The sequence below is a fragment of the Serratia sp. BNK-33-b genome, from assembly GCF_048684565.1.
Taxonomy (GTDB): domain Bacteria; phylum Pseudomonadota; class Gammaproteobacteria; order Enterobacterales; family Enterobacteriaceae; genus Serratia; species Serratia marcescens.
Genome location: NZ_JBLQTZ010000001.1, coordinates 1,942,642 through 1,968,047, shown reverse-complemented (window position 1 = coordinate 1,968,047; position 25,406 = coordinate 1,942,642). Strand labels below are relative to the sequence as shown.

34 protein-coding genes and 1 riboswitch are annotated in these 25,406 nt (G+C 56.9%); of the genes, 15 read left to right on the top strand and 19 right to left on the bottom strand.

The window, feature by feature from the left end:
• Positions 1-106: 106 nt before the first annotated feature.
• On the top strand, positions 107-1,693 hold the full coding sequence (locus ACMGGK_RS09375; protein ID WP_049299168.1) for an EAL domain-containing protein: 1,587 nt from the start codon (positions 107-109) through the stop codon (positions 1,691-1,693).
• Between the two features lie 16 nt (positions 1,694-1,709).
• Here ACMGGK_RS09375 and ACMGGK_RS09370 read toward each other — a convergent pair whose 3' ends face one another.
• Positions 1,710-3,254 (bottom strand): TerC family protein, encoded by a 1,545-nt coding sequence (locus tag ACMGGK_RS09370; protein WP_016927405.1) that lies wholly within the window; start codon positions 3,252-3,254, stop codon positions 1,710-1,712.
• Between the two features lie 562 nt (positions 3,255-3,816).
• Between ACMGGK_RS09370 and manX the strand changes: the two genes are divergently transcribed.
• From manX to mntP, 5 genes are all read left to right on the top strand, one after another.
• Positions 3,817-4,776: a PTS mannose transporter subunit IIAB gene (gene manX, locus ACMGGK_RS09365; RefSeq protein ID WP_004927601.1), complete on the top strand. Its 960-nt coding sequence runs from the start codon at positions 3,817-3,819 to the stop codon at positions 4,774-4,776.
• 56 nt (positions 4,777-4,832) lie between these two features.
• Entirely contained in the window at positions 4,833-5,633 is an 801-nt protein-coding gene (locus ACMGGK_RS09360; RefSeq protein ID WP_015378156.1) for a PTS mannose/fructose/sorbose transporter subunit IIC, read from the top strand.
• 15 nt (positions 5,634-5,648) lie between these two features.
• Entirely contained in the window at positions 5,649-6,491 is an 843-nt protein-coding gene (locus ACMGGK_RS09355) for a PTS mannose transporter subunit IID (protein WP_015378157.1), read from the top strand.
• A gap of 54 nt (positions 6,492-6,545) precedes the next feature.
• Entirely contained in the window at positions 6,546-7,004 is a 459-nt protein-coding gene (locus ACMGGK_RS09350; protein ID WP_016927403.1) for a DUF986 family protein, read from the top strand.
• A 217-nt stretch (positions 7,005-7,221) separates the two neighbouring features.
• Positions 7,222-7,408: riboswitch (yybP-ykoY riboswitch) on the top strand.
• A 7-nt stretch (positions 7,409-7,415) separates the two neighbouring features.
• Positions 7,416-7,985 (top strand): manganese efflux pump MntP, encoded by a 570-nt coding sequence (gene mntP / locus ACMGGK_RS09345; RefSeq protein WP_025159822.1) that lies wholly within the window; start codon positions 7,416-7,418, stop codon positions 7,983-7,985.
• 62 nt (positions 7,986-8,047) lie between these two features.
• On the opposite strand, the gene rlmA is transcribed toward mntP, so the two are convergent.
• Positions 8,048-8,866, bottom strand: a complete 819-nt coding sequence (gene rlmA, locus ACMGGK_RS09340) for a 23S rRNA (guanine(745)-N(1))-methyltransferase (RefSeq protein WP_033640078.1) — start codon at positions 8,864-8,866, stop codon at positions 8,048-8,050.
• A 161-nt stretch (positions 8,867-9,027) separates the two neighbouring features.
• Here rlmA and pgeF point away from each other — a divergent pair, with 161 nt between their 5' ends.
• The gene (gene pgeF, locus ACMGGK_RS09335) at positions 9,028-9,744 is read left to right on the top strand and encodes a peptidoglycan editing factor PgeF (protein WP_004927619.1); all 717 of its coding nucleotides are present in this window, start codon (positions 9,028-9,030) and stop codon (positions 9,742-9,744) included.
• A gap of 52 nt (positions 9,745-9,796) precedes the next feature.
• Here the strand turns inward: pgeF and cspE are convergent, their stop codons facing one another.
• Positions 9,797-10,006, bottom strand: a complete 210-nt coding sequence (cspE, locus tag ACMGGK_RS09330; protein WP_002221949.1) for a transcription antiterminator/RNA stability regulator CspE — start codon at positions 10,004-10,006, stop codon at positions 9,797-9,799.
• A 41-nt stretch (positions 10,007-10,047) separates the two neighbouring features.
• Positions 10,048-10,164 (bottom strand): DUF2627 domain-containing protein, encoded by a 117-nt coding sequence (locus ACMGGK_RS09325; RefSeq protein ID WP_002211058.1) that lies wholly within the window; start codon positions 10,162-10,164, stop codon positions 10,048-10,050.
• A 306-nt stretch (positions 10,165-10,470) separates the two neighbouring features.
• On the opposite strand from ACMGGK_RS09325, the gene ACMGGK_RS09320 reads away from it, so the two are divergent.
• A complete protein-coding gene (locus ACMGGK_RS09320; protein WP_131818046.1) occupies positions 10,471-10,695 on the top strand; it encodes a hypothetical protein in 225 nt (74 codons plus the stop codon).
• Positions 10,696-10,846: 151 nt separating this feature from the next.
• Here ACMGGK_RS09320 and ACMGGK_RS09315 read toward each other — a convergent pair whose 3' ends face one another.
• Positions 10,847-11,881, bottom strand: a complete 1,035-nt coding sequence (locus tag ACMGGK_RS09315; RefSeq protein ID WP_151254518.1) for an MBL fold metallo-hydrolase — start codon at positions 11,879-11,881, stop codon at positions 10,847-10,849.
• Positions 11,882-12,100: 219 nt separating this feature from the next.
• Between ACMGGK_RS09315 and ACMGGK_RS09310 the strand changes: the two genes are divergently transcribed.
• Positions 12,101-12,391, top strand: coding sequence for a hypothetical protein (locus tag ACMGGK_RS09310; RefSeq protein ID WP_033640076.1), 291 nt, complete (start codon positions 12,101-12,103; stop codon positions 12,389-12,391).
• A 46-nt stretch (positions 12,392-12,437) separates the two neighbouring features.
• Here the strand turns inward: ACMGGK_RS09310 and ACMGGK_RS09305 are convergent, their stop codons facing one another.
• The 3 genes from ACMGGK_RS09305 to ACMGGK_RS09295 form a co-directional block, all read right to left on the bottom strand.
• Positions 12,438-13,799, bottom strand: coding sequence for an amino acid permease (locus tag ACMGGK_RS09305; RefSeq protein WP_016927398.1), 1,362 nt, complete (start codon positions 13,797-13,799; stop codon positions 12,438-12,440).
• A gap of 175 nt (positions 13,800-13,974) precedes the next feature.
• A complete protein-coding gene (locus ACMGGK_RS09300; RefSeq protein WP_004927680.1) occupies positions 13,975-14,211 on the bottom strand; it encodes a DUF4060 family protein in 237 nt (78 codons plus the stop codon).
• Between the two features lie 74 nt (positions 14,212-14,285).
• Positions 14,286-14,588 carry a phage protein NinX family protein gene (locus ACMGGK_RS09295; RefSeq protein ID WP_016927397.1) on the bottom strand — a complete coding sequence of 101 codons (303 nt, stop codon included), beginning with the start codon at positions 14,586-14,588 and terminating at the stop codon, positions 14,286-14,288.
• A 170-nt stretch (positions 14,589-14,758) separates the two neighbouring features.
• Here ACMGGK_RS09295 and fos point away from each other — a divergent pair, with 170 nt between their 5' ends.
• Entirely contained in the window at positions 14,759-15,166 is a 408-nt protein-coding gene (gene fos, locus ACMGGK_RS09290) for a fosfomycin resistance glutathione transferase (protein ID WP_049299166.1), read from the top strand.
• A gap of 39 nt (positions 15,167-15,205) precedes the next feature.
• On the opposite strand, the gene ACMGGK_RS09285 is transcribed toward fos, so the two are convergent.
• Together ACMGGK_RS09285 and ACMGGK_RS09280 are read right to left on the bottom strand one after the other, a co-directional pair.
• Positions 15,206-15,481, bottom strand: coding sequence for a YebO family protein (locus ACMGGK_RS09285; RefSeq protein ID WP_033640075.1), 276 nt, complete (start codon positions 15,479-15,481; stop codon positions 15,206-15,208).
• Between the two features lie 81 nt (positions 15,482-15,562).
• A complete protein-coding gene (locus ACMGGK_RS09280; protein WP_004927688.1) occupies positions 15,563-15,721 on the bottom strand; it encodes a PhoP/PhoQ regulator MgrB in 159 nt (52 codons plus the stop codon).
• Between the two features lie 161 nt (positions 15,722-15,882).
• On the opposite strand from ACMGGK_RS09280, the gene ACMGGK_RS09275 reads away from it, so the two are divergent.
• Positions 15,883-16,116, top strand: a complete 234-nt coding sequence (locus tag ACMGGK_RS09275) for a YobH family protein (RefSeq protein ID WP_004927690.1) — start codon at positions 15,883-15,885, stop codon at positions 16,114-16,116.
• A 40-nt stretch (positions 16,117-16,156) separates the two neighbouring features.
• On the opposite strand, the gene ACMGGK_RS09270 is transcribed toward ACMGGK_RS09275, so the two are convergent.
• Positions 16,157-16,396 (bottom strand): DUF2766 family protein, encoded by a 240-nt coding sequence (locus ACMGGK_RS09270; RefSeq protein WP_004927692.1) that lies wholly within the window; start codon positions 16,394-16,396, stop codon positions 16,157-16,159.
• 184 nt (positions 16,397-16,580) lie between these two features.
• Here ACMGGK_RS09270 and ACMGGK_RS09265 point away from each other — a divergent pair, with 184 nt between their 5' ends.
• Together ACMGGK_RS09265 and ACMGGK_RS09260 are read left to right on the top strand one after the other, a co-directional pair.
• On the top strand, positions 16,581-16,793 hold the full coding sequence (locus tag ACMGGK_RS09265) for a YccJ family protein (RefSeq protein ID WP_049299165.1): 213 nt from the start codon (positions 16,581-16,583) through the stop codon (positions 16,791-16,793).
• Positions 16,794-17,238: 445 nt separating this feature from the next.
• Positions 17,239-17,625 carry a helix-turn-helix domain-containing protein gene (locus ACMGGK_RS09260; RefSeq protein ID WP_004927697.1) on the top strand — a complete coding sequence of 129 codons (387 nt, stop codon included), beginning with the start codon at positions 17,239-17,241 and terminating at the stop codon, positions 17,623-17,625.
• Between the two features lie 21 nt (positions 17,626-17,646).
• On the opposite strand, the gene ACMGGK_RS09255 is transcribed toward ACMGGK_RS09260, so the two are convergent.
• The 5 genes from ACMGGK_RS09255 to lysM form a co-directional block, all read right to left on the bottom strand.
• Positions 17,647-18,000 (bottom strand): DUF1304 domain-containing protein, encoded by a 354-nt coding sequence (locus ACMGGK_RS09255; protein WP_016927392.1) that lies wholly within the window; start codon positions 17,998-18,000, stop codon positions 17,647-17,649.
• Between the two features lie 427 nt (positions 18,001-18,427).
• Positions 18,428-19,369, bottom strand: coding sequence for a pirin family protein (locus ACMGGK_RS09250; protein ID WP_049299163.1), 942 nt, complete (start codon positions 19,367-19,369; stop codon positions 18,428-18,430).
• A gap of 105 nt (positions 19,370-19,474) precedes the next feature.
• On the bottom strand, positions 19,475-19,639 hold the full coding sequence (locus tag ACMGGK_RS09245) for a hypothetical protein (protein WP_004934557.1): 165 nt from the start codon (positions 19,637-19,639) through the stop codon (positions 19,475-19,477).
• 23 nt (positions 19,640-19,662) lie between these two features.
• Positions 19,663-19,818 (bottom strand): hypothetical protein, encoded by a 156-nt coding sequence (locus ACMGGK_RS09240; protein WP_016927390.1) that lies wholly within the window; start codon positions 19,816-19,818, stop codon positions 19,663-19,665.
• Between the two features lie 266 nt (positions 19,819-20,084).
• Positions 20,085-20,531 carry a peptidoglycan-binding protein LysM gene (gene lysM / locus ACMGGK_RS09235; protein ID WP_016927389.1) on the bottom strand — a complete coding sequence of 149 codons (447 nt, stop codon included), beginning with the start codon at positions 20,529-20,531 and terminating at the stop codon, positions 20,085-20,087.
• A gap of 228 nt (positions 20,532-20,759) precedes the next feature.
• On the opposite strand from lysM, the gene ACMGGK_RS09230 reads away from it, so the two are divergent.
• Together ACMGGK_RS09230 and ACMGGK_RS09225 are read left to right on the top strand one after the other, a co-directional pair.
• Positions 20,760-20,951 (top strand): YebW family protein, encoded by a 192-nt coding sequence (locus ACMGGK_RS09230; protein WP_004934567.1) that lies wholly within the window; start codon positions 20,760-20,762, stop codon positions 20,949-20,951.
• Positions 20,952-21,074: 123 nt separating this feature from the next.
• Complete coding sequence (locus ACMGGK_RS09225; RefSeq protein ID WP_016927388.1) at positions 21,075-21,299, top strand: biofilm development regulator YmgB/AriR family protein; 225 nt, start codon at positions 21,075-21,077, stop codon at positions 21,297-21,299.
• A gap of 82 nt (positions 21,300-21,381) precedes the next feature.
• On the opposite strand, the gene ompC is transcribed toward ACMGGK_RS09225, so the two are convergent.
• The 3 genes from ompC to astB all read right to left on the bottom strand — a co-directional run bounded on the left by ompC (position 21,382) and on the right by astB (position 25,367).
• Positions 21,382-22,464 carry a porin OmpC gene (ompC, locus tag ACMGGK_RS09220; RefSeq protein WP_016927387.1) on the bottom strand — a complete coding sequence of 361 codons (1,083 nt, stop codon included), beginning with the start codon at positions 22,462-22,464 and terminating at the stop codon, positions 21,382-21,384.
• Between the two features lie 568 nt (positions 22,465-23,032).
• A complete protein-coding gene (gene astE / locus ACMGGK_RS09215; protein WP_049299162.1) occupies positions 23,033-24,016 on the bottom strand; it encodes a succinylglutamate desuccinylase in 984 nt (327 codons plus the stop codon).
• Between the two features lie 10 nt (positions 24,017-24,026).
• Positions 24,027-25,367 carry an N-succinylarginine dihydrolase gene (gene astB / locus ACMGGK_RS09210; protein ID WP_049299161.1) on the bottom strand — a complete coding sequence of 447 codons (1,341 nt, stop codon included), beginning with the start codon at positions 25,365-25,367 and terminating at the stop codon, positions 24,027-24,029.
• Positions 25,368-25,406: the final 39 nt, after the last annotated feature.

The following is a 25,406-nucleotide window of genomic DNA, read 5'->3' as shown; positions in this document are numbered from 1 at the left end:
TACCATCAATCTTGTATAACCTCAGGCTAGAATTAGCCGAGCGCAACTTAAGGATCTATGACCTGACCGTGACTCGGGGCTGGATTACCGAACAAGGATTTACCGGATGTTGATGACCCACCTCGCCGCGTCCCGATATCGTTATTACCGTTGGCTGCTGGCCGGAGCGGTGGGCGCGGCTATTCTGTTGGTATCGCTGTATACCCGTTATTATCAAGAGGTCAAAAGTATCGAGCTGAGCCAACAGACATTGGCCACCCGCACCGTCGGCAAGCTCAACCAGTTGCTGACACCGGCTCAGCTGCAGGCGGAGCGCAGCATGGACATGCTGGACCAGCCCTGCGAGAACGTTTCGTCGACCCTGCGCTTTCGCGCCGCGCAGAATCAGGCGCTACGCGCCATGTTGCTGGTAAAAAACGGCATTATTTACTGCTCCAGCCTGTTTGGTTCCCGTCATTATCAGCTGGCCGCGGTCATGCCTACCTTCGTCAACAGCAACGCCAGGCTGGCGCTGCGCCCCTCGCTGGCGGTGAGCAAAGGCCTGCCCACGCTGGTGATGTGGACGCCATCCCCACGCGATAAAACCAGTGGCGTGCTGCACGTGTTTAATATCGAGCTGTTGTCCAATTTTTTACTCGAGCCGCAGGAGCCTTACGTTCAGCGCGTGGTGCTGAACGTGGCTGACAGCAGCCTGGAATACGGCCGACGCGAAATCCTGAGCCGCGACACCCTGACCAACGATCTGCGCTACACCGCCGGCTCTGCGCTATACCCGTTCTCGATTTCGCTGTTCGGCCCGCAGATCGGCATGCTGGCGCTTTCCGCACTGCCGCGCCATATCCCGCTGGCGCTGCTGATCAGCCTGTTGGCCGCCTATGTGGTCTATCTGCTCACCGCTAACCGTATGAGCCTGTCTTATCACATCGGCCATGCCATCACCCATCGTGAGTTCCGCGTCTATTGCCAGCCCATCATTCATAGCGACACCGGGCGCTGCGCCGGCGTCGAAATGCTGCTGCGCTGGAAAAAGAAGCGTCAAGGGTGGATCTCCCCCGACGTGTTTATTCCGCTGGCCGAGCAGCATGAGCTGATCATTCCGCTGACCCGTTATCTGATGAACACCGTGACGGAAAATCTGCAGCTGTTCCCGCCGCGACCGTCGTTCTACATCAGCATCAACGTCGCCGCCGAACACTTTAAAACGCTCAACATCATCGACGATATCCGCCGGATTTGGCTGCCGGCGCATCCGATGCCGTCACTGATGCTGGAGCTGACCGAGCGCACCGCGCTGTCGGCGATCCAGCATGACCAGATCCGGACGCTGAAAGACATGGGGATCATGCTGGCCATCGACGATTTCGGCACCGGCCACAGCTCGCTGAGCTACCTGAAGAACCTTAGCCCGGACGTGTTAAAGATCGACCGCGGGTTTACCGCGGCCATCGGCACCGACGCGGTCAACGCCACGGTGACCGATACCATCATTACGCTGGCGCAGCGGCTGAAACTGAAGCTGGTGGCTGAGGGGGTAGAAACGGCGGAACAGGCCGACTATCTGCGCTCACGCGAGGTCAATGCCCTGCAGGGGTATTATTTCGCCAAGCCGATGCCGATCCACGTTTTCCCGCTGTGGTTGCAGCAGTACGAATCGCGCGTCAGGAAAGCGGAAGATCATCCGCCGGAGGCCTGAGCCTCCGGCGGGTGGGTTACGAATGCGCCGGTTCGTCGAAGACGGCGCGGGTGACACGCACCAACTCGATGCGATAGTCGGAGACCTCGACAATATCGAAGCGCAGGTGGTTCAGTTCAATGGTGTCCCCCACCACCGGCATCTGGCCGTAGTGGGCTAACAGCAGCCCCGCCAGAGTGGCGTAGTCTGCGGTTGGGCTGACCAGGTCGTCACAGGCCAGCGCCTGTTCCAGCGAGTGCAGGTCGGTCCCGCCTTTGACCAGCCAGCCGTCGCCTTCCGCCACGATGTCCGGCGTTTCATCTTCGTCCGGAAACTCGCCGGCGATCGCTTCCAGCACGTCCAGCGGCGTCACCAGCCCCTGCACCACGCCGAACTCGTTGGTGACCACCACCAGGCGCCCTTTGGCGCGGCGCAGCACCGCCAGCAGCTTGATGACATCCATGGTTTCCGGCACCACGATCGGCGGCGTGCGCGCGGCAAACTCGGCGATATCTTCCCCTTGCTCCAGCGCCACCAGCAGATCCTTGGCGCGTACCACGCCGACGATCTCATCCACAGAGTCGCGACACACCGGGAACAGGCTGTGCGGCGTATCCAGCAACTGTGCGCGCACCTCCTCACGGGAGCGCTCGCAGTCGACCCAGGAGATATCCGTGCGCGGCGTCATCACGCTGCGCAATGAGCGCGAGGCCAGCGTCAGCACGCCGCTGATCATATAACGCTCTTCCGCCGCAAAGGTTTCATCCCGCGGCAAGGCGACCTCATCGTCCGCCTGCTGCGCGCGCTGCTGCCCCATCAGGCGCATGATCGCTTCCGCGGTGCGCTCGCGCATCGGGCGACGCGCCTGATGCTTGATGAAGTTGCGACGCGCGATCTGATTGAACAATTCAATCAGGATCGAGAAGCCGATCGCGGCGTACAGATAGCCTTTAGGAATATGCAAGCCGAAGCCTTCGGCGATCAGGCTCAGACCGATCATCAACAGGAAGCTCAGGCACAGCACCACAATGGTCGGGTGCGCGTTGACGAAGTTGGTCAACGGTTTGGACGCCAGCAGCATCACCGCCATCGCGATCACCACCGCCGCCATCATCACCGGCAGATCGTTCACCATGCCCACGGCGGTAATCACCGCATCGAGCGAAAACACCGCGTCAAGGATCACGATTTGCACCACCACCGCCCAGAACTTGGCGTAACCGCGGTTGGCGCCATCCTGGTGCGTCTGCCCTTCCAGCCGTTCATGCAGCTCCATGGTGGCCTTGAACAGCAGGAATACCCCGCCGAACAGCAGGATAAGATCGCGGCCGGAGAAGCTGAAATCGCCGACGCTGAACAGCGGCGTGGTCAGGGTTACCATCCAGGAGATCACCGACAGCAGGCCCAAACGCATCAGCAATGCCAGCGACAGGCCGATGACGCGCGCCTTATCGCGCTGCTTAGGCGGCAGTTTGTCGGCCAAAATGGCGATGAACACCAGGTTGTCGATGCCCAACACGATTTCCAGCACCACCAGCGTAAGCAACCCCGCCCAAATAGAGGGGTCCATTAAAAATTCCATATCAGACTCCAGAGAAAAGTGGGAATGAGCGCACGCCGCTCAAACGTGACGATGCCGCCGCTGCATGGGCGCAGTCGACAATAGCAAAGTGACGGGATGGGATTACCGGGAGATGGCCGAAGGGCCGAACAGCATATGCAACGCCAGCAGGTGGCGGGTGAAACCTGGAAAAACAGTTACTTCGGTGACAGTCCATAGGGAGGGCTGAGGCCCTTCACTCCTTAGTGATGAAAGAGGAAATTACTGTATCAGGATTTTTCTGGGGGACAAAGCGGCTTTTTCAACGGCGGTTTAGGGTGACGCCACGCCATATCGTCTGCGACAGCTAAGATTTCTCCGAGCATTCAATAGCGGAGCAGCGTCACAAAAAATATTTTTTCACTCACTAAAATAAATCTCGCGTTCGTGAAGTATCACGCACAGGCATTTGAAACTGCGTGAGAAATGTTAGGCGTGCGTTTCTTTTTTTCTACCATAATGTATCTGAACCGCGGAAGTGACTGCCAAGACGGCGCGGAGAAACGACACAAACCGCGTCTGGAGTTCAACGAGGAGGTAGCGAGTGGCAATAGCTATTATCATCGGCACACACGGGGCTGCAGCGGAACAACTGCTGAAAACGGCGGAGATGCTATTGGGCGAGCAGGACAACGTCGCCTTTATAGACTTCGTTCCCGGTGAGAATGCCGAAACGTTAATCGTCAAGTACAACGAGAAAATCAGTGGATTGGATACCAGCGGCGGCGTGCTGTTCCTGGTGGATACCTGGGGCGGCAGCCCGTTCAACGCCGCCAGCCGCATTGCGGTCGACAAAGAAAACTATGAGGTCGTCACCGGGGTCAACATCCCGATGCTGGTGGAAACCTTCATGGCGCGGGACGACAACCCCGCTTTCGATGAACTGGTGGCGCTGGCGTTGGAAACCGGCCGAGAAGGCGTGAAAGCGCTGAAAAAACCGCAGGAAGAACCCGCAAAACCCGCAGCGCCCGTCGCCAAAGCCGCTGCCCCTCAGGCGCCGTTGGGGCCTAACGACCACATGAAAATCGGCCTGGCGCGCATCGATGATCGCTTAATCCACGGCCAGGTCGCTACCCGCTGGACCAAAGAGACCAACGTCAGCCGTATTATCGTCGTCAGCGATGAAGTCGCCGCCGACCATGTGCGCAAAACCCTGCTGACTCAGGTTGCCCCGCCGGGCGTCACCGCCCACGTGGTGGACGTGGCGAAGGCTATCCGCGTCTGGAACAACCCCAAATACGCCAACGACCGCGTGATGCTGTTGTTTACCAATCCGACCGACGTCTGGCGTCTGGTGGAGGGCGGCGTGGATATTCAATCCGTCAATATCGGCGGCATGGCGTTCCGCCAGGGGAAAACCCAAGTGAACAACGCCGTTTCCGTCGATGAAAAAGATATCGAAGCGTTTAAGAAACTGAACGATCGCGGTATCGAGCTGGAGGTGCGTAAGGTCTCGTCCGACAGCCGGCTAAAAATGATGGACCTGATTAACAAACTCAATTAGTGGCGCCAGCCGCTGATTATTTTACTCAGAGCTTTTTTGGTCATAGGAGAAGTGCAATGGAGATCACCACTCTTCAGATTGTGCTGATATTTATCGTTGCCTGTATCGCCGGGATGGGTTCCGTCCTCGACGAGTTCCAGTTCCACCGTCCGCTGGTCGCCTGTACCCTGATCGGCTTCATTCTCGGCGATATGAAAACCGGCATCATCATCGGCGGTACGCTGGAAATGATCGCGCTCGGCTGGATGAACATCGGCGCGGCGGTCGCGCCGGATGCCGCCCTGGCGTCCATCATCTCGACCATCCTGGTCATTGCCGGTGGGCAAAGCGTCGGCGCCGGTATCGCCCTGGCCATTCCGCTGGCGGCGGCCGGCCAGGTGTTAACCATCATCGTGCGAACCCTCACCGTGGCCTTCCAGCACGCAGCCGACAGCGCGGCGGAGCGCGGCAGCCTGCGCGCCATTAGCTGGATCCATGTCGGTGCCCTGCTGCTGCAGGCGATGCGTATCGCCATCCCGGCGGTCATCGTCGCCATCTCGGTGGGCACCGCCGGAGTGCACGCCCTGCTCAACTCGATCCCGGAAGTGGTCACCAGCGGCCTAAACATCGCCGGCGGCATGATCGTGGTGGTCGGTTACGCAATGGTGATTAACATGATGCGCGCCGGCTACCTGATGCCGTTCTTCTATCTCGGTTTCGTTACCGCCGCCTTCACCAACTTCAACCTGGTGGCGCTCGGCGTCATCGGCGTGGTGATGGCCGTGCTGTATATCCAGCTCAGCCCGAAATACAACAAGTCTCAGGTTGTCCAGGCCGGCCCGGCTAACGCGAACGATCTCGATAACGAACTCGACTAGGAATAGGTGAGAGAAATGGTTGATACAACTGCTCAAAAGAAACTCACGCCGGCCGATATTCGCGGCGTATTCCTGCGTTCGAACCTGTTCCAGGGTTCATGGAACTTCGAACGCATGCAGGCGCTGGGTTTTTGTTTCTCGATGGTGCCGGTGATCCGTCGCCTGTATCCGGAAAACAATGACGATCGCAAACAGGCGATCAAGCGTCACCTGGAGTTCTTCAACACCCACCCTTACGTGGCGGCGCCGGTGCTCGGCGTGACCATGGCGATGGAAGAACAACGCGCCAACGGCGCGCCGATCGACGACGCCGCAATCAACGGCATCAAGGTCGGTTTGATGGGGCCTCTAGCGGGCGTCGGTGACCCGATCTTCTGGGGCACCGTGCGGCCGGTATTCGCCGCGCTTGGGGCGGGCATCGCCATGAGCGGCAGCCTGCTTGGACCGATCCTGTTCTTCGTGCTGTTCAACCTGGTGCGCCTGCTGACCCGCTACTACGGCGTGGCCTACGGTTACCGCAAAGGGGTCGATATCGTCAACGACATGGGCGGCGGCTTCCTGCAGAAACTGACGGAAGGAGCGTCCATTCTCGGCCTGTTTGTCATGGGGGCGCTGGTCAACAAGTGGACGCACGTGAATATCCCGCTGGTGGTGTCCAAGATAACCGACCAGACCGGGCATACCAACGTCACCACGGTGCAGACCATCCTCGACCAGCTGATGCCGGGCCTGGTGCCGTTGCTGCTGACCTTCGCCTGTATGTGGCTGCTGCGCAAGAAAGTCAACGCGCTGTGGATCATTATCGGCTTCTTCGTCATTGGCATCTTTGGCTATTGGATTGGCCTGCTGGGCCTGTAATCGTTCGAAACGGCCGGGGGGCAACCCCCGGCTTTTTTATGTGTGGAGCAAGAGATGTCACTGACCGACGCCGTACTGATGCTGTTTATCGCCCTGCTGTTGCTGTATTCGCTGTATGACGAATTCGGCATGGATCTGCTGAAAGGCAAAACGCGGCTCAAAGTGCCGCTCAAACGCCGTAACCGCCTCGACAGCCTGATTTTCGTCGGCCTGATCGCCATTCTGATTTACCGCAATGTCACCGACAACGGCGCGGTATTAACCACCTATCTGCTTATTTCTTTGGCGCTGCTCGCTATCTATGTTTCTTATATTCGCGCGCCCAAGATGGTGTTTAAAGCGCACGGATTTTTCTTCGCCAATGTGTTTGTCGAATATAACCGCATTAAAGCCATGAATTTATCGGAGGACGGCATTCTGGCCGTCGACCTGGAACAGCGCCGGCTGTTGGTTCAGGTGACGCACTTGGACGACCTGGAGAAGATTTACCACTTTTTCATTGATAATCAATAAATAAAGAAAACTCATTTTACTTTCGCTCAAACCTTGCGCTGCTTGTGGATAATTAATCGGCAGCGCCATTTCCTTTCTGACTATTATTTCCGCAACATTGTTACCCGCGTCTACATTATATTCCCACATGAACTCAGATTAATGAAAACGAGTCTCAATTAAGAACAAAAATCACGCCAGAATAAAGTTGTCGGCACCGGAAATAATATGGTATGGTTGCGCCGTCATTGGGGAGTAGCCGGTTTCTGGAGAATAAAAACCAGAAACGCCCGTATCAACATACTCGTTTCGCCGTATGAAACGTGGTGCGGGCAGCCAGGTAAGGTTGGCGAGACCATAGACACGTAATTCCGTCGTTTGGTTGGGGGTGGGTTACGTGTATATGGAGCCACCCGGCCGAGGCTATTTCACATGAACCTTTCAGCAACGCTTATTCTCGCTTTCGGCATGTCCATGGATGCTTTCGCCGCTTCGATCGGCAAAGGTGCCAGTCTGCATCAACCGCGCTTTCGCGAAGCGATCCGCACCGGCCTGATCTTCGGCGTGGTCGAAGCGATCACCCCACTCATCGGTTGGGCCATCGGCCTGTTCGCCAGCCAATACATCATGGAATGGGATCACTGGGTCGCCTTCTCGCTGCTGTTTATTCTCGGCATGCGCATGATCGTCGAAGGGGTGCGCAACAGGCCCGACGAAGAAGAGAAGGTCAAACGTCATGGTTTCTGGTTGCTGGTGGCCACCGCCATCGCCACCAGCCTCGACGCCATGGCGATCGGCGTCGGTCTGGCCTTCCTGCAGGTGAACATCGTGCACACCGCGATGGCCATCGGCTGCGCCACCATGATCATGGCGACCCTGGGCATGATGATCGGCCGCTTTATCGGCCCGCTGCTGGGCAAACGCGCCGAAATCCTCGGCGGCGTGGTGTTGATCGGTATCGGCGTCAACATCCTGCTGGAGCACCTCGGCTACCTGGCCTGAGGTGACCGAACTGCAAAAAAACCTGCCGCGGCAGGTTTTTTTGTTTCTGAGTTCAAGGCCCCTTAAGCGCGACGTCGGTACAACGCCAGCACGAAATCCGTCTCGCACACAAACTCGCCGCCCTCGGCCAACCGCTGTTGCACCTCCGGCGTAGCGCGCCAGGCGAACGGCGTCATCTGCAGCAGATTGGCGGCCTGCGCGCCCGGTAGGGTCATCGTATAGGCCAGCGCCTCTTTGCGCTCGCAGTCGAATCCGTCGAACTGTTCATCCTGTTCGGCATGCAGCTGCACCTGCTGGTACACCTGCTCTTTCAGCTGGTACAAATGACGCGGGCCCGGCGACACCGTCAGCACCACGCCGCCCGGCTTCACTACTCGCGCCAGCTCCTCCGCCTTGCAGGGTGCATAAATGCGCAAGACCGCATCCAGCGCCCCGTCGGCGAACGGCAAACGGTGACTGGAGGCAACGCAGAACGAGACCGCCGGATAACGTTTAGCGGCATAGCGGATCGCCACCTTGGCGACATCCAGCCCATAGACCGCCATAGTGCGCTCTTGCGCCAGCCTGGCGGCCACGGCGGCGGTGTAATACCCTTCCCCACAGCCGATGTCCAATAACGTGCCTGCATCGGCCGCCAGCGCCAAATCCAGCCACTCGGCCACCTGCGCTTGCAACGGCTGATAATATCCACCGTCGAGAAACGCGCGCCGCGCCTGCATCATTTCCGCGCTGTCTCCCGGCTGCTTCGATCGTTTGTGCTGCACCGGCAGCAGATTCACGTAGCCTTCTTTGGCTTGATCGAACTGATGATTGCCGTCACAACGCCAGTGTTGTGATGAAAAATACAGCGGTTGATGACACAGAGGGCATTGATAAGACATGAATGGGCTTCCAGAAAGACAGGGCGCGGCTAGTCTAAAGAAGGCGTCGGCTTGATGCAAGGCGCATCCCCGCTCGCTTTCACCGCCAACAACACCTGGCCAAGCGGGGAAAAAGCTGGCTACACTGAGAGTCTGTTTTCTCACGCAGGTGAACATAACTTATGAGCGATCGTTCCGCGCTGCTCGATGCGGTGCCCCATATTCAGCACGGCTTCGGCAGCAAACTCGCGCTGCTGCCCGGGCACCTGCTGCCCTACAGCGCCACGCTGCCGGAAAAAAAACAGGTGCACGGCACCCGCATCGTCGACGTGCTGCAGCCGGCGCAGGCGTGCGGCGAGGCCGATGGTTTCTACACTCGCCAGCCCGGCATTCTGCTCAGCGTACTGACGGCGGATTGCCTGCCGGTGCTGTTCAGCCGCCGTGACGGCGGCGCCATCGCAGCGGTTCACGCCGGCTGGCGCGGACTGCTTGACGGCATTCTGGAACAGATGGCAGCGCGCATTCGCCAGGACGGCGACACCGCCGATTGGGTCGTCTCCATCGGCCCTGCCGCCGGCCCGTGCTGCTACGAAGTCGATGAAGCGCTGGTGGAGAGTTTTAAACAGCGCCTGCCGCTGCCCGCCACGCTGATCAGCCCGCATTACCGGCATCTGGATCTGGCCGCAATTGCCGAATACAAGCTGGCGGCGCTCGGCTTCGCCGCCGTTGACCGCGCCGGCAGTTGCACCATCTGCACGCCGGACGTCGACCCGCAGCGGCCGCAGCGCTTCAAATACACCAGCTATCGCCGCAACAGCCACCGGCGCGCGCAGGATCCGACGCATCCGGGGATCAAAGGCCGCAACCAGTACGCCGGCATCATCATCGCCGCCGGATGACGGAAACGAAAAAGCCCGCGCGAAGGCGGGCTTTTTGTACAGCTGACGCTGATTAGATAGCAGTAACGTTTACTGCAGATGGGCCTTTCTGGCCATCTTGGATTTCGAACTCAACGTTCTGGCCTTCAGCCAGGGTTTTGAAGCCGTTACCCTGGATTGCAGAGAAGTGTACGAACACGTCTTTGCTGCCGTCAGCCGGGGTGATGAAACCGAAACCTTTAGACTCGTTGAACCACTTAACTTGACCTTTGATCTTTGCCATCTTGAGTATTTCCTTTGGATTGTTTAAACCGCCCGAGGGCGTTACATAGACAAACTAGAGTCGTTACTGCTTGAGGCACTAAGATAAGGATCGGCAGAGAAGCGGTATTCAACGCTAACGTCTTTACTCAGAACTTCTTTACTGAAAATGCCACACATATACAGAACTGTACCTCGTTTTACCCAGATGCGTTATCACATACTCTGTATGCGATGGCAAGCCATTTTTAATCACTGAACGACATGTCGCACATATTTGAAACGGTCGAGCGCCACATTTGCTTAAATAGGCCAAAAGATGTTGAAGCATCGGCTATTTTCTGCTTGCCAAAATCACTGCGCCAGACCCCGCATTCTGCTGGAGTTTTAACAAAACTTTCATCGTATTGACGCCTTTCCGTCTCATCATTTCCGCTTTTTGGCCGCTTATAGCGTTAAAAAATTTGAATCTTTATGGAATTTGATATGCAACATCTGAATATCGATGAACGGGGGCCAATTTATTCATCGCTCCTCCGACCATTTACCGCCGGAAAGCCCATTCATCATCGGCTTTCAGCCCTGCCGCCAAACGGCGCGGGCGACAACGGCGCGCGGGTCGGCGGCGACGTCTCCGCCCTGCGCAACGGATGCATAAGCATGCAAAGCGCCGGCACATATCCCGCTTGCCTGCGGTTCCATCATAAATAATCCGAAGGTCATTATCCCCAATAGCCGGAATAATCTTATGAATAGCGAAAGTGTGGCGTTGAATTAAATCCTGAAGATCGGGTGGTTATTTGAATCACCACCCGATCTTATCAATTTTGCTAATTACTGCCGCGCTTTCAAACCGTTGCTCTTATTCTTTCCTCTGTACCGCAGGGCGAAGAGACAACGCTTGCTGAGCATCCTGCAACGCGATGCGCTCGCCAATCTTCAGCGGGAGGAATTGATGCTGCTCCAACCCCGCCTCGCTCAGGGCCAGGTTCAACTGCTGCGGCGGTTCGTCCAGCGATTCATCCGCCAGTTCGAATACCCCCCAATGGATGGGAATGGCGCGCGGCTGATTCAGCTCGCGATACAGCGCCACCGACTGCTGCGGATCCATATGCTGCTCCTGCATAAACCAGCGCGGCGCATAGGCGCCAATCGGCAGCGCAGCCACGTCGAACGGCCCCAGCCGTTGACCGATCTCCGCCAGCCGTTCCGAATAACCGCTGTCGCCGGAAAAATAAAACCGCAGCGCCGGATGGTGGATCACCCACCCGCACCACAGCGAGCGATTGCGATCCCACAGCGTGCGCATGCTCCAGTGCCGCGCCGGCGTGGCGTAGACCCTCAGCTCGCCCAACGGCAGACTCTGCCACCAGTCCAGCTCATGCGCCTTCAGCCGATAACGGCGGAACCAGCGCTTCAAGCCAAGCGGCACGATGAACTCGGCCTGAGGGAAACGCCGCGCCAATTGCCGCACCGTGCGCCTGTCAAGGTGGTCATAATGGTTATGGGAGATCAGCACCGCATCCACCGCCGGCAGCTGCTCCACCGTCAGCGGCGGCGGCGTTCTGCGCTTCGGGCCGTAAAAGCTCAGTGGCGATGCGCGTTCGGACAACACCGGATCGATCAGGATATAACGCCCGCTCAACCGCAGCAGCATCGAGGCATGCCCCAACCACCAAACGCAGTCGTCGCTGCCGCTGAGATCGGCAGGTTGCCACCAGCGTTCGGTAAATTGTGCGTAGCCCTGCTGCGGCGGTCTGGGCAGCCCCTGCCGCTTGCGTTCATCTTGCCAACGCTGAAGATCGCCCTCCTGACGCCGCGAAGGTTCCAGGTTGCGAAATCCCTCCGGCGTATGATGCGCCTTGGCCGCGTCGTAATAACGGTTGATTCTTTTCATCCTGCCTTTTCTCCCGACCACTGCGCCCTGCGCGGGCATGACTTTCAGTGTAACAAACCCGATGAAGCTCGCACTTTGTCAGCCGTGCGCTGCATCTCGGGACCTTTTGCCGTATGCTGTTGTCTCACTCCGGTGGAAAGCCAGGGCCGCCAAGAGCCCGTTAAGACTCTCTTAAGATCTTTGTGATTGACTTGTAGGGCATACAGAAAAGGAGAAGTTATGAGTCGTTCTACATCCCGCAAATCAGGCTCAAGCCTGGGGCGCCGTATTCGCAGCGCGCTGCTGGCGCAGAAGCAATACTGGAAAATGTATTTCGCCATGAAGTTGCGCCGGCTGCGCGTGCCTGCACCGTTGGTGCTGCTGGGCGGTTCGCTGCTTGGATTCTTCATGTTGACTCTGCTGATGCTCAGCGTAGTCGCCATCGACGTGATCAGCACTCTACTGCTGCTGTGCCGGAAACTGCTGGGGCGGGGTCACGGTGAGGGCCGCGCCTTTATGCCGCGCGGCTAACGAGAAAAGGAGCGGAGGCGTGCCATACGCCTCCGCAGCACACGGATTAACGCTTGCCGCCTTTGCGGCGCGTCAGCATAAACCCGCACCACAGCACCGCAACCCACACCGGCATCAGCAACACCGAAATGCGGATCCCCTCGCTGAAATACATGATCACCAGAATCAGGCCGAGGAACGCCAGACACAGGTAGTTGCCGAACGGATACCACAGCGCCTTAAAGCTGGGAATGACGCCCTGGCGGTTCTTGGCGGCGCGGAATTTCAGGTGCGCTAGGCAGATCATCACCCAGTTGATCACCAACGTTGAAACCACCAGCGCCATCAGCAGCTCAAACGCCTTGCCGGGCATCAGGTAGTTGATCAGCACGCCGATCGAAGTAATCAACGCCGACAGCGCGATGGACAGCACCGGCACGCCGCGTTTATTCACGCGCGTCAGCGCCTTCGGCGCATTGCCCTGGCTGGCCAGCCCGAACAGCATGCGGCTGTTGGCATAAACGCCGCTGTTGTAGACCGACAGCGCGGCGGTCAATACCACTACGTTGAGCACCGTTGCCACCAGATTGCTGTTCAGCGCATGGAAGATCAGCACGAACGGGCTGCCGCCCTCCACCACTTGCCCCCACGGATAGAGCGACAGCAGCACGGTCAGCGAGCCGATATAGAAGATCAGGATGCGGTACACCACCTGATTGGTGGCTTTGGGAATGCTGCGACGCGGATCGGCGGCTTCCGCCGCGGTGATGCCGACCATTTCCAGGCCGCCAAACGAGAACATGATCACCGCCATCGCCATCACCAGCCCCGAGAAGCCGTGCGGCATAAAGCCGCCCTGCTGCCACAGGTTGGTGATGCTGGCCTGCGGCCCGCCGTTACCGCTGGCCAACAGCCAGGCGCCGAAGACGATCATGCCGACAATCGCCACCACCTTGATGATGGCGAACCAGAACTCGGTTTCGCCGTACAGGCGCACGTTCACCAGGTTAATCAGATTGATCAGCACGAAAAACAGCGCGGCGGAGGCCCAGGTGGGGATCTCCGGCCACCAGTACTGAATGTAGATGCCGACGGCGGTCAATTCCGCCATGCCGACCAGAATGAACATTGCCCAGTAGTTCCAGCCGGAAAGGAAGCCGGCGAAATCGCCCCAGTATTTATAGGCAAAGTGACTGAAAGAGCCGGCGACCGGCTCCTCCACCACCATTTCGCCCAGCTGGCGCATGATCAAAAATGCGATAAAACCGCCGATGGCGTAGCCCAGCAGCACGGCGGGGCCGGCCATTTTAATGGTTTGCGCAATGCCGAGAAATAAACCGGTACCAATGGCGCCCCCGAGGGCAATAAGCTGTATGTGTCTGTTTTTTAAACCGCGTTTTAGCGGAGTATCCTGATGCTGACCGCCCATCTTATCCTCATATGGCGTATACCCTTGCCGCTATCGGCCAAGATTTCACCAATCAATAAATGTATCTGCGGGCGGCTTTTTAACACTTAACCCCGTGAGCATCAAGGAGAAGCGCCCCGAGGCGGCAGGCCGGAGCGCGATTTTTTTACCGCGAGAAAGCGGATAACGGCAGCGTTCAGCCAGGCATACCGCACAGTTTGGTCAGATTGCGCGCGCCGATCATCAGCGTGGCGACATAAGATTGGCTACGCGTGACCACTTCCACCGCCACGCGATCGTTTTGATATTTTATCAGGTAGGTCGAGGGCCAGCCCTGACGGCGCTGGCCGAAGCTTTCGGCATGACGATCGATCGCCGCATGGGCAATCACCAGATGAGACAAGTTTTTATCACCTTTGATAATGCGCTTCATAAACAGCCTCCGCCAACGACAGCTCTGTTATTAGAAAAAGGAGAAACTCTTACCAATCACCGGTATTGTTCGACTCAGTTAACCTGTCGGCTCATCAGGAAGCAGATCATCGCCGCGCGCAGCGGGCTGGCGCTGTCCGCCTGCCATTCACCGCCCTGAGTGCTCATGCGCGCCTGCCACTGCGGGCTGTCGCTTTGGTTGTCGGGGTTCAGACTGATTTTGTTGGCGCAAATGATCGGCCAGGCATCGGAGGGATTCTTGCAGTAATCTTTACCTTTCACACCACCGTAGGGATACCACTTGTCCGGGTTCTCGCCGGTCAGCAGCGCAATGCTGCGGTTCACTTCGGCATCGCTTTCTTCGTACCATTTAATCATCGGCTTCATCCATCTTTCGTAAGGTTCGCGCTACATTACGATGTCTGTACGACAGTTTTATGACAGCGCCGCCGGTTTTCACATTATCTCTACTAATGCTTTGTCCCCTTTATCTTTCCTTAGCGCCTGCGTAAACTTTTCTCCCTGTTCAGCGCCCAGAGAACGCATGCATGTTGACCGGCCTTAACCATCTGACGCTCGCCGTCAGCAATCTCGATCGCAGCTTCGATTTTTATCGTCATCTGTTGGGATTTATCCCGCACGCCCGCTGGCAAGGCGGCGCCTATCTTTCGTTAGGGCCGTTGTGGCTATGCCTGTCGCTGGATGAAACGCGCATGCAACAACGCGAGCGCGATTACACCCATTACGCCTTCAGCGTCGCGCCGGAACACATTGAGCAGGTCAGCGAGCGGTTGCGCCAGGCCGGCGTCGAAGAGTGGAAAAGCAATCGCAGCGAAGGCGAATCACTCTATTTTCTCGATCCCGATGGGCATCAATTGGAGATCCATGCCGGCGATTTGGCCAGCCGCCTGGCGGCATGCCGGAAAAAGCCGTATCAGGGCATGGTGTTTTACTGAGGCGCCCCGGCGACGCAGCCGTCGGCCGGGGCATCATGCTCAACGTTCGGGGATGAAACCTTTGAAATCCAGCGCGGGGTTGAGATCGTCGTCAGCAGCAGCGGCGCCGTCTGCGCCGGCGCGGTGCGCCATACGCTTCAACAGCGCCGTTTGCTGGCGTTGTTGCTCGGCAATCTCCTGCAACAGGCGAATCTGCTCGTTGGCGCGCACGCTGGCGCGGTTCACCAGGAACCAGACCCACAGCCCGGCCAGCAACGCCACGGCGGCGAGGGCCAGCGACAACAGGCCGTTCTGGCCAAAACCTAAATCGTACATGGACAACCCTATCTACTGCGAAATTCAGGCCGCCATCTTAACACTCGCGGCGACCGTGCGAACATCCCTGCCAAAAATTGCTTACCAGGGCACGAAGCGGGTCACCGAACAGATGCCCAACGCAAAATTTCCACCATCGTCGCAATAGCTGTCCAGCGCCAGCAGGTAGAAAAACAGGCAGGCAGCGACGGCCGTCATTATCACGAGGATTTTTTTTCGCAACAAATTTAGCAGCCTCATTGTTATCTTGGTAATCTATCGCGCATGTTATCACAGCGAAGTTAAACGAAGTTTAACTTTCCGTTTAGATTTCTGGCTATCGCCCGGTTTTCAGACTGTTACCCTTGCCCTCGCATAGGCGCCGTGGCTAGATGAACCCTCAGGGATAACGAGGAAATACGATGAGCAAATTGATTAAGTGGGTATTGGTGTTGGCGGTCATTTACGGCGGCTTTTTGATCTCGGGCTACGGCGTGCTGATCGGCAGCAACAAAAACGTTGGCGGGTTGGGATTGCAGTGCAAATACCTGACGGCGCGCAACGTGGCGATCGCCCAGTACGTGAATGGCGACAACGGTTTCATCGGCGTAGCCGACTGCCCGCTGTTCAAGAAAATCGAAACGGTGGTGGATTAACCGCCACCGCCCGACGCCGCCGCTCTGCGGCGGCCCCGCCTCAGTTGCGGGTAAACTTCATCTCGATCAGCGCAATCGCCTTGTCAATCGCTCGGCGGGTCACCGGATCGGCGCCGGCAGGATGCGTGGAGAAATCGATGCTTTTGAGCTGACCCGCCATCTTGTCGCGCACTTCGGTCGGCGCAATCACGTCGATAACGTCCAGAATCTGTTTGATGACCAGTTGGCAAGCGACCAGATCGGAAGCCAGTTCCTGCTCGTTGCTCAGCATGTCAGACATAATAAATTTCCTTCTTGATTCAAACGCCGCACAGAATAGCATGGCGTCCGCGCCATTGCCCGCTCTCCCCGTCTTTTTCCCCATTCTGCGCACCGGCGGGCAAAAGCCTGCGGCGGATTGGCCTATACTTGCTGCATGGCGGTGGTAAAAACCACTCGCAAGCCACAACCAACAGGAGAAAGTTATGGCGAATCACAATGTGAAATCCTGGGCGACAGTGCGTGAAACTTCGGTGGAAATCGCCGAAGCCATTTTTGAGCTGGCAGGGAACGATGAAGTGTTGGCGCAGAAAATCTGGGAAGAAGGCAGTGATGAAGCGCTGGTGAAGGCCTTTGCCAAAACCACCGCCGACCAGCTTTATTGGGGAGAGGAAACCGTCGAGCGGAAAAACGTTTGAGCGGTTACGCAACAAAAAGCCCGGGTTTCTGACCCAGGCTTTCCCGATTAGCGCTCGCCCCGCTCAGCGGCGTGCATGTCTCTTGCTCTCACGGTTCTTCACCTCCCACACCTTCCGCATTTTTCATGCTCATCACCGGCGTCGCCATAAAAGCGCCGACGCCCACGATTACAACCAGAGTAATAATCACTGTCATTAACATGCGATCACCCCATCAACGTTGAGTTGTTACGGCTGACTCTGTTTTGGCGGTTCTTGCTGCGGCTTTCTTTGCATCCCCCACCGCGGCGGCGACAGTCCCAGATTAGCCGTTTTTCCTTTCGGCTGACAAGCGGCGGTCAAACGGTTTTTCCGAATAATTGCCCCCCGTCACGGGCGGCATTTTTGTCCACGGCGGCAAGTTGTGTATACTTCACCGCTATGTAGGTCTCACACTGACGCACTGATGATACAAGAACACCACCTCTCGTTGGTCTGCGCCCTCAGCAAATGGGTCGAAACTCACCTCGGACGAGTGATCCATCTCGAAGAGCTGGCCGAGTACTCCGGCTACTCGCTGTGGCACATGCAGAAGCTGTTCAAAGAAGCGACAGGGATTTCGCTCGGTAAATACATTCGCGAACGCCGTCTGGCCGGCGCGGTCTATCAACTGCGCAGCAGTGAAGCGTCGATCTTCGACATCGCCCTGGACTTTGGCTTCGGTTCTCAGTCCCACTTCACCTACATGTTCAGAAAGCGTTTTAATATCACACCCTATGATTTCCGCCAGGATTTGAGCGTTGATCTGCACATCGATCCGCCGCTGCACGTCATTCACCAAAAATCCGCCTGAAGCCCGCCGCAAATCGGCGGGTTAACGCGCCCCCCAGACCGCCAGCATCGCGATCGCGGCCGGCAGCGCCTGCACCCACAGAATTTTGCGGCTGGCGCTCAACCCGCCGAACACCCCGGCCGCCAGCACACACCCGAGAAAGAACAGCTGCAGTGCCATATCCTCACGCCAGTAGCTCCATGCCAACCCCAAGGCCAGAAAGCCGTTGTACAGCCCCTGATTGGCGGCTAACACCCGCGTGGCTGCGGCGAAATCCGCCGTTGTGCCGAATGCGCGCCTGCCGAGTGGCGTACGCCACAGGAACATTTCCAGCACCAGGATATAAAGATGGAGCGCTGCGATGAGCAGCAGCAAAATATCGGCAAAGAACTTCATGGTGGTTCCAGTCGTTTATTGAAGATGTCATCAATTATAAACTCCTTCGCTCACCATCCCATCGGCGGAGATAAAAAAACCCGCCGAAGCGGGTTTATGCAGGAGTCATTTTTTGAGGTTAGTTTAATACGGCGACCAACAATGCCGCGACAGAGACCCAAAACAGCGCCGTGGCAACCACGACATGGGACAATCTTGCACGATAAAGTACTTGGCTCATAATGACCTCACTGACATCTGACTAACGGGAGACAACCTGACTTCCTGAGGATTATCCTAAACTTCTTCCCACTGTCGTTATATGCGCCAGATCACTTTTCCGCCGAGAACCCTTATATTGTCGTAAAGCTGGAGCCGCGATCACATTAATTACGCCTTATTAGAGCGAAATAAGCCGAATAATCGCGGCGATTATATCCTAACGCTATCAAACATCGTTCCAAGGCAGGCGTGGTGCGGCCATGCGCTCACCAGAATAACCGCTAACCGTCGGGAAACGCGGCGCGCCTTGTTCCCAATCATGCTGAGCCCGAGTAATTTCAGCCTTGGTATGGCCAACGAAATTCCACCAGATAAGGATCTCTTCGTTTAATGGCGCCCCACCGATGAGTAATCCCCGGCTCCCCTTCTGTGCATTTAACCCAATAGAGTTATTCTTCATGCCCAAATAGGCGAATTCATCAGGTGAAAAGATTTCACCATTAAGTTCAAATGCACCAATAAGGGGCAAAAAGCCGATTTCATAATCATCGCGCAACGGCAATTCGATTCTTGCCGCTTCTTCCCATTCCAGATCAATGGCGATTAATGGCGAAAGAGTAAACACCGGTGAACGATAAGCGCCAAATTCCCCGACCAACAAACGATGATTCACGCCGTTATTCTGCCATTGCGGCAAGTCAGGATAATGATCGAAGCGTGGCGCCATGTCGGCATGTTCGGCCGGCAGCGCGATCCATAATTGCGCAGCATGCAACCGCCGCTGCTCGCCCACCGACTGTTCCGTATGCGCAATGCCGTGCCCCGCGGTCATCAGGTTAACCTGCCCCGGGCGAATTACCTGCTCACTGCCGAGGCTGTCTCGGTGCAGCACCTCACCCTCTATCATCCAGGTGAACGTTTGCAGCCCGGTGTGCGGATGCGGCCCCACATCCATGCCGAGCGAAGTGCCGTTGAATACCGTCGGCCCGGCGTGATCGAGAAAACACCAGGCGCCGACGGTGCGCCGCTCCCGGGTTGGCAACGCGCGGTTGATCGGAATGCCCCCCACTTCGGCGTTACGCACGGCAATACGTTGTATCTGGCGCACGCCGTCAACGACGGGGCACTCGCGTGAAGGTGAAGAGAGCGTAGGACGTGGCTGACTCATCGCAAAGACCTCCTGAATGGCGCCGATTCGCCAAGGGTAACCGCCCAAGCTTAACACAGGACAGCTCCCCCGCAGAGCGACGACGTGCAGGCACGTCCGCGCGGTTCAGGGTGCTTTGATATAGCAGCTCTTGATGTCTATATCGTCATGCGCGTGCCTGAGATCGGAGAAATAGGTCACGCCAAAGAGAATTGATACCACCAGCAGCACGGACACCAACAGGCCGATGATCGCCAGCAGTTTGGTTTCATCATGGAGATTAGGCTCCATTTTATCTCCCCTAGTTAATCGCGTCAGGTCACCCACAGCGTGACCGCCAGCGTAAAGATAATCAGTGAGCAGGACGCCACCGCCAACACGACGATCGCAAATTGCGCATCACCCAAGGTTTCTCGATAATTTTTATCCGTTGAGGCGTTACGCTGTTGTTTCACTAAATCGGTTTTCACTCGTTCAACTGCTGCATTGCTGTTTGACGGGGCGAAACATCCCCTCAGAATAAGGCGCCAACGTCGCTGACTTGGTCGCTCCGGCCTCAACCGGGGGATGACGCTATCAATTTTCCCCATCAGGGTCAACACCGCGCCTGCCGGCGAGCGAGCAGGTACACAGGGGAGATGTAACTGGAATGGAGATCGCAGGGAAATAAGAGACGCCTATTGCAGAGGACAAAAAAAAAGCCCGGTACGTAACCGGGCCTGGGTAGACCGATGCGTTATTGCGGGATACGCAACACCTGCCCCGGATAAATCTTGTCCGGGCTCGACAGCATCGGCTTGTTGGCTTCGAAAATCTTGTTGTACAGATTGGCGTTGCCGTACATCTCTTTAGAGATCGCGCTCAGCGTATCGCCCTTCTTCACGGTATAGAAGCGGCTCTCGGCGTCGGATTGCGCTACCGCCACCTTGTCTTCCACGCCGCTGATCCCCGCCACGTTGCCGATAGCCACCAGGATCTTCTCTTTTAACTCCTGGCTGACGGCGTCGCCGGTCACTACGGCTTTACCATCGACCACCTGCACATCAACTTTGTCGGTGCCCGGCAGGCCGCTCTTATCGAGATGTTCCTTGAGTTTGGCGCTTTGATCTTCGGCGGAGGCATTGCCGGTGACTGTATCCCACAGTTTTTCGCCCGCTTCTTTGACGAAGTTAAACAAGCCCATATTCACTCCTTTTGATGGTTGCAGTAATGCGTTTAAGTAAGGCTTGTTAAGCTTAGCATCGACAAAAGGATATGCCATCCGCTTACGGCGTCAGAAACGGGTAGAGTATTCCGAAAGTGTCGTCAGCGGCGTTTCCATGGCGATTAATCGCGCAATGATGCTGAAAAATCGCGCTTTTCTACCTACACTGTTGCAGACAAGGCAACTCGACGAAGGAGGCGTGCAACGATGTACGCATTGGTGATGTTTGTCTGTTATCTGGATGGCGGCTGCAGTGAAATGGTGGTCGATATATTGCGCGACGAGCCGCAATGCCTGGTCGCGATGAAGGAACAGAACTTGCGACACGCCGGCTGTTATCCCATGGAAGAGTTTATCGACGGCTTCTGGTTGCCAGCCAGCGAATATTCCGATTTTTAACCTCCTCCCCGCGCGATGCTGAGGAATTTCTGATTTCATCGGAAACTTCGTCTTCCTCCGAGGCATAAGGCCGCTGTTTTGCTAAATTGCGGCTCCCGAAGAAGAGAGAGACAGAGAAAGGTCATGCCAGCATCGGCTCATTCCAACGAGCAATATGAAACTCTGCTGCGCGACGTCAGCCTGGCGTTAGGCGACGCAGTGTTGCAGTTAATCAAAAACCATAAAAAGGTATCCGGCGGCAATATTCTTTCACAGCTGGTGACCGAAATAGAGCGGGAGCAGGATCAGCAACGTTTCGCCGCGCTGCGTTCCGCCATTGAGCTGGTCGGGTTGGCGCCAAAAGGCTGAGTTCCCGATAAAACAAAGGCAGGGCTTGCGCCCTGCCTGATTACCAATCCCGACACAGGATGAAGGTAATGAAATTGCAGAATTAGAAACGATACGTCAGGCTGACGGCAACGATATCATCGTTGGCCAGTTTCAGTTTGTTATCGTCGCTCAGTTGGTTGATTTGATAATCGACGTAGGTGTACATATTTTTGTTGAAGTAGTAAGTCGCCCCCACTTCCACGTATTTCACCAGGTCGGCATCACCGATCCCTTCGATATCCTTGCCTTTGGACTGCACGTAAGCCACGGAAGGACGCAGGCCGTTCTCAAATTGATACTGAGCCACCACTTCGAAGTTTTGCGTTTTATTGGCGAAGCCGGAAGTGCCGTTGACGCTGATCGGCGTCATGTTACGGGTTTCGGCATACATCGCGGCCAGGTAAACCTGGTTGGCGTCGTATTTCACCGCGGTGGTCCAGGCGGTAGCGCTGTCACCCTTGCCATACTGCAGCTCTTTTTGCTTGCTGGTGCGGTTGGAATCAGAGAACGCCGCCGCTACGCCGATGCCGGTGCCGCCGATGTCCTGATAGTCCAGAGACAGGCCGTAACCGTCGCCGTTTTGCTTGGTCACGCTGCGGCCGTCACCGTCGTTTTTACCCTGATACTGCACCGCCAGGTTCAGGCCTTCCACCAAACCGAAGAAATCACGGTTGCGGTAGGTGGCCAAACCGTTGGAACGGGCGGTCATAAAGTTATCGGTATAGCTGTAGGAGTCGCCGCCGAATTCCGGCAGCATGTCGGTGTAAGCCTCGGCGTCATACACCACGCCGTAGTTACGGCCGTAGTCGAAAGAACCGTAGTTGCCGAATTTCAGCCCCGCGAAGCCCAGACGCGTTTTGGTGCCGGCGGTGCCTTGCGCTTCGTCGTGATTGGCCTGGACGTTGTATTCCCACTGGCCGTAGCCGGTCAACTGGTCATTGATTTGCGTTTCGCCTTTGAAGCCCAGGCGAACATAGGTCATATCACCGTCGTTGGACTTACTGTCGCTGAAATAATGCTTGGCGTTAACGCGGCCGTACAGGTCGAGTTTATTACCATCCTTATTGTAGATTTCAGCCGCGTTGGCGAAGGAGGTGATCGCCCCGAGGGCGACAGCTAAGGCTAATACACTGCGTTTCATCATTTATTTTCCTAGATATTATAATTAGAACCCTGCCCGTCACGCCCAATTTATAATTTGGGCTGTGATTTTATCTTTTGGTATTTTATGAGCTCCCCTAATGCTGGGGTGATATGACATTAGCATCATGAATCAAAACTTAAAATCAAAAAGTTCATGAAACAACGAGGAGAAAGCATGTTTATGTGTAACTAAATACTACAAAAAAGAAATCACTCAACTCATTGAATATAAGAATTTTTTATCACATAAGTTATAACCAAAACGGTGCAATGCACTATTATGGTGCAATTCAGTTTCGTTTTGCGTGCTTTCTGCGCGATTCAAAAGTAACAACAAAATTAGCATGGTTATTAAAAACGTTACTTATTTCACATTTTTATCTTAACAAACTCACCAGGCAATTAAGGCTTTCAGATAACGACCTGACACTGCCTTCTATTCATTCGCATAAAGACACGGATTCGTGACGAATAAAACTCGCCTTACGGGAATAAAAATAGCGGGAAATAGCAGATTAAAATAATGAAAGGAATAACGGCGGCGCGCTGACGGCGCCACCGTGGATAAATCAATACAGCGTAGAGCGGGAAACTTCGCTCAACAACATGCCGGCACGCAGGCCCAACGCCACGCTGGGGTTAGGGAACAGTATCCACGCCCCCTCCTGGCCGACGCGATAGTCCTCCTGCGGCTGCTCGCACAGCAACATGCCCGGTTCCAGCTCGGTGAAGTTGGCCGTGTCATCGTCCAGATGCAGTTTGAAATCTTCGCTGTGCTTGATCAACGAGTGCATCACACGGAAAACCCGAATCTCGGCGCCCGCACGCACCGGCAGCGCCCCTTCGCTGACCGCCGCCCGCAGAGCGCGATCGATGGCGGCGAACTGCTGCAGATCGTTGCTGCCGAACGGCCGCGCCTTGCCCAGCTCGAGCGTACAGCTCGCCGCATTGAGATGTTCGCTGGAGTAATGGCTAAACGTCCCGCCCGGCGCACTGTGTACCACCAACGCATCCAGATCGGCGGCATCCAGCAGCTTCAACATCGGCTCACTGTACGGGCGTTTCTGAAAGGGCAGAATGCCGAAACGCGGCAAACGCGATTCGCGGATGGCGGTGTGCAAATCGTAATGGAAACGCGCCGCCTGCTCCCCATCGAAAAAGGCGGCGAGCGCACGCTCCAACTGTTGCGCGCGCACGGTTTCGCCGCTGGCGGCGAAGTTGCGGTAGCGGCCGCCGAACATGCGGTTCATATCGCTGTGCAGATAACGCTTGCCGGCCCGCATCGCCGCCGGGTTGCCCAGCACCACCAACAGTCGCGCCGTCAGCGGCAACCGGCCGGCAAGGAGATCGCCGACCAGTTGATTGAGCAGTTCAATCGGCGCGGTTTCATTGCCGTGCACGCCCGCCGACATCACCATCGCCTGGCGGTAAGGCTGTCGCGGCGTAAGCTCCAGCACCCCTTCCCCCTGCCAGCGCCACCGCAGCTGCGGTGTTTCACCTTGCCATTCGACGGGTTCGTTCCCTTCCAGCGTCAGGGGCAGTAGATCGATCATGCTGCCTCCCTTAGCGTTGGAACGGATAAATGGCGCCGAGACCGAGGATCGACGTCAACGCATCCAGCGCCTCGCGCCCTTCGCGCAGCAGCAGCGGATCGGCCAGGTCATCCTGCGTCAGGCGGTCGCGGTAATGACGATCGACCCACTCGTTCAATGTTGCGAACAGCCGATCGTTCATCATCACGCGCGGATTGACCGCTCTCAACTCTTGTTCGTTGAGCGCCACCCGCAACCGCAGGCAGGCAGGGCCGCCGCCGTTGCGCATGCTTTCACGCAGGTCGAACACGCGGATTTCATCGATCGGGCCGCCGCTGCCGACCATGTCGTTGAGGTAACGCCACACGCCGGCGTGCTGACGCGACTCCTCCGGCACGACGATCATCATCTTGCCGTTCGGTTTGGTAAGAATTTGGCTGTTGAACAGATAGGTCGCCACCGCGTCCGCTACCGAGACGCGCTCTGTCGGCACTTCGATCGCCACCAGCTCGCTGTCCAGCGTCGCCATCTTGCGGCGCACTTCATCCAGCGCCTGTTGCTGGCGGTAGAACGCCTGCTGATGATGGAACAGCACGTTCTGGTTGCTGACCGCAATCACGTCGTTATGGAACACGCCCTGATCGATCACCGCCGGGTTTTGCTGCACGAAGACCGTATGCTGTTCATCCAACTGGTGCAGGCGAGCGATCGCCTCGCCGGCTTCGCGCGTCTGGCGCGCCGGATAACGCGCCGGCGCCGTTTCGCCGCCGAATTCCTGACGACCATAGACGAACACCTGCACGCTGCGCTTGGCGTAATCACCGCCCAAACGGTTATGGTTGGCCGCCCCTTCGTCGCCGAACAACGCCACCTGCGGCAGCGCCTCGTGGTGGGCGAAATGCCGATCGTCGCTGAACATCGCCCGCAATACGGCGGTGGTGGTCTCCGCTTCGATGGCGCGGTGGAATTTGTTGTTCAGGTTGGCGGCGGTGAAGTGCACCTTGCCGTCGGCGCTGTCCGCCGAAGGCGACACGGTGGCCGCATTGGCGGTCCACATGCACGACGCCGAGCTGAGCGCCGACAGCAGGCGCGGCGACTGACGCATCGCCTGCGCCAGCACCGCCTCATCGCTGCCGCTGAAACCCAGGCGACGCAGCATCGGCAAATGCGGCCGCTCCTGCGGCGGCAAGACCCCTTGCTGGAAACCGAGATCGGCCAGCGCCTTCATTTTCAGCAAACCTTGTTTCGCCGCCAGCTTCGGGTTCGATACGCTGTTTTGATGCAGCGTTGACGCCTCGTTGCCGAACGACAGCCCGGCATAGTGGTGCGTCGGCCCCACCAAACCGTCGAAATTGACTTCATATCCTGACATGTTTATCCCCTGGGGATAGCGTGCGGCAGCGCCATCGCG